The sequence below is a fragment of the Ammoniphilus sp. CFH 90114 genome (assembly GCF_004123195.1).
GTDB lineage: Bacteria > Bacillota > Bacilli > Aneurinibacillales > RAOX-1 > YIM-78166.
In genome coordinates this window covers 1-2,666 of sequence record NZ_SDLI01000046.1, presented here as the reverse complement: position 1 = coordinate 2,666, position 2,666 = coordinate 1, and the positions used below count along the sequence as shown (strand labels likewise).

Here is a 2,666-nt window from a genome sequence, read left to right as displayed (position 1 = left end):
GTCCCTTACCTGAGGGGGTATCCCCGAAGTGGCTCCATTAGCTCATGGATGTGGAGATTCCGATGATCTCGGACCCATTCCTTGCATTTTAGTAGACTGGCTTTGAACTTCTTCTTGCTCGTCTTCCTTTTGACCCGGGGGTTTCCTTTCTTATTCTTACCGATATAGTGTGTAAAACCAAGGAAGTCAAACGTACCCGATTCGGGTGGTTCATCGTGGTCATCGTGTCGGCTAAATCCAGATTGAATTTACCCAGTCTTGCAAGTAATGATCGATAGCAGAGTGAGGGACTGTCCCTCATCATAAAGTAAAGTGCATAGCACTTTGCTGTAAACAAACAGCACTTTACCTTGTAAAAGGGGAAATAGGCTTGCGAATAATCGCTGGGATTTAGGATGAGGGGAATGAGATGCCAGCTTGGGAGGAGGTGATGTTTGTGTAGCATTTATCATGAAGGAATCTTTTATCACTTTTGATGTTGGTGCTTTAGACCTTCAATTTAACAAAGGTTCTTGTCCTCCGAAAAAGAATAATAAACTTTGTAATTTCCCACTAGAATTCGATACGTACCTCTCCACTCTGGCTCCTTTGAAGGAGTTGCATCCATCATGAAGAGTATTTGTTCACTGGAAATACGGGTTAAGCATTCCCTAGTAGTACGAGTCCAGTGTTTTTAACGTCGACAAATTAGACCCTACCCAACACATTTGCGCTGGATAGGGTTTTCGACGATCTCCATCCCAGCATTCAAGATGGCGACATTATTTATTAGCCGGGCTCACTTTTAACTTTTTTCCTTTTATAGGTGTATTTTCCATGGCTTGTAGAACCAAAGAGCCTTTTCCATTAAGAATATCAACATAAGAAAACTGATCCTGAACCGTTATAATTCCTATATCCTCCACTGTTACACCAGGGATCTTCGCAATCGTTCCCACAAAATCTACGGCTCGAAGTTTTTTCTTTTTCCCTCCACTGAAATAGAGCTTCATAATCCCCTGGTTGATTCGTGCCGTTTTATTATTTTTAACGATTCTGCGACCGCTGATTTTTTCTTCGAAAGCAGCCTTGGCCCTTGCGACATCCTGGTGTCGAGGCGCTTCGATTTTAGGAATCTTAAACCCTATGTAGTTCTCAATCGATCTAAGATACTTCCCCTCCGCAGGTGTGGCAAGCGTGATGGCTTTTCCTTTCTTTCCAGCACGACCCGTTCTGCCTGTTCGGTGTACATAGCTTTCCTTCTCCATAGGGACATCATAGTTAATGACAAGGGTCACATTATCAATATCAATTCCCCGCGCAGCAACATCCGTGGCTACAAGATAACGGAAATTCCCCATTTTAAAGCCCTCCATAACGGCAAACCGATCTTCTTGCTCTAATCCTCCATGGAGTCTTTCAACAGAATAATGGGATCTATTCAATTCGTTGTATACCGTATCCACATGTACTTTGGTTCCACAGAAAATAATACAGCTATCAGGATTTTCAATGATTGTAACCTCTTTAAGGAGGGAGAGCTTATGCGCATCATTCACTTCGATTAGGGCATGTTCAATGGTTTCCGTTGTGATTCCGGAAGCGGCAATTTCAATATGAACAGGCTTTTTCATGTATTGATGACAGAGCTTCTCTACATCATTAGGCAGGGTAGCTGAAAAGACCATGGTTATTCTTTGCGAGGGGAGTTGTTGGATAATCTTTTCTACCTGATCGATAAATCCCATGTTTAGCATCTCATCTGCTTCATCTATAATCAGATACTTCATTTGATCTAATACTAGGGTCCCTCTCTCGATATGGTCCATGACACGCCCCGGGGTACCCACAATGATATGGTTCTTTTGTTGCAGCTCTTCTCTTTGTTTGGAAAAAGGCTCTTTCCCATATACGGCCATTGCCTTGATCCGCTTAAACCTACCGATATTGGTAAGATCGTCACGGACTTGCACAGCAAGCTCACGCGTGGGAGTTAGGATTAAGGCCTGTGGATGTTTCTCCTCCCACTGCAATTTTTCGCAAACCGGTATACCAAAGGCTGCCGTTTTACCACTGCCTGTTTGAGACTTTACAACAAGATCTTGGTTTTGCAGGGCTATAGGTAGGACTTGGCGCTGAACCTCTGTAGGGGTTTCGTATTTTAACAAATCAAGCGCTCTTCGGATGTCATCGCTTAAATCATATTCATCAAAATTCATGGATATCCCTCACTATTATTCGGCTTATAGATAGGATTCTCACAACGAGTGATCATATGCAAATTATGCCATCGTATGTTGAATTCAACCCAGGATGGCCCATCACGGTTGCTTGATTTGGTTGCTTGCCATATTTCTTGCTGCAATTTCATCCATAAGTGTATAGTCAGTTTTGAGTTCTCTTACCCCTACAATGGTCTCAAGTTCTCCCTTGTGAAGTTTTCCGTATAATTGCATCCGGATTCCCCTTTCAGATAGGACAAAGGATCTTTCAAAAAGGCTGTTTTCTTAAAGATTGTTGTTTTTAATTATAATTTTATAGAAGCAATAGAAATGTAAAAAGGATTTGACATTATCGCAACGAATGCTATTATCATGTTCGCCAACGGCGAAGCGCTCCGCGCTTTACCTTGTAAAAGGGGTCAGTCCCTTACCTAAGGGGGTATCACGAAGCGATTTTTTTCATTT

At 42.4% G+C, this 2,666-nt stretch carries 2 protein-coding genes; both read right to left on the bottom strand.

Annotated elements, in window-relative coordinates:
• Window positions 1–761: 761 nt before the first annotated feature.
• Window positions 762–2,198, bottom strand: coding sequence for a DEAD/DEAH box helicase (locus tag EIZ39_RS26100; protein WP_129204509.1), 1,437 nt, complete (start codon window positions 2,196–2,198; stop codon window positions 762–764).
• A 102-nt stretch (window positions 2,199–2,300) separates the two neighbouring features.
• Window positions 2,301–2,435 (bottom strand): hypothetical protein, encoded by a 135-nt coding sequence (locus EIZ39_RS27635; protein ID WP_255434063.1) that lies wholly within the window; start codon window positions 2,433–2,435, stop codon window positions 2,301–2,303.
• Between the last annotated feature and the right edge of the window lie 231 nt (window positions 2,436–2,666).

Coding starts and splice junctions, on each gene's coding strand:
- EIZ39_RS26100 (WP_129204509.1), bottom strand. CDS start 2,198: ATGAATTTTGATGAATATGATTTAAGCGATGACATCCGAAGAGCGCTT.
- EIZ39_RS27635 (WP_255434063.1), bottom strand. CDS start 2,435: ATGCAATTATACGGAAAACTTCACAAGGGAGAACTTGAGACCATTGTA.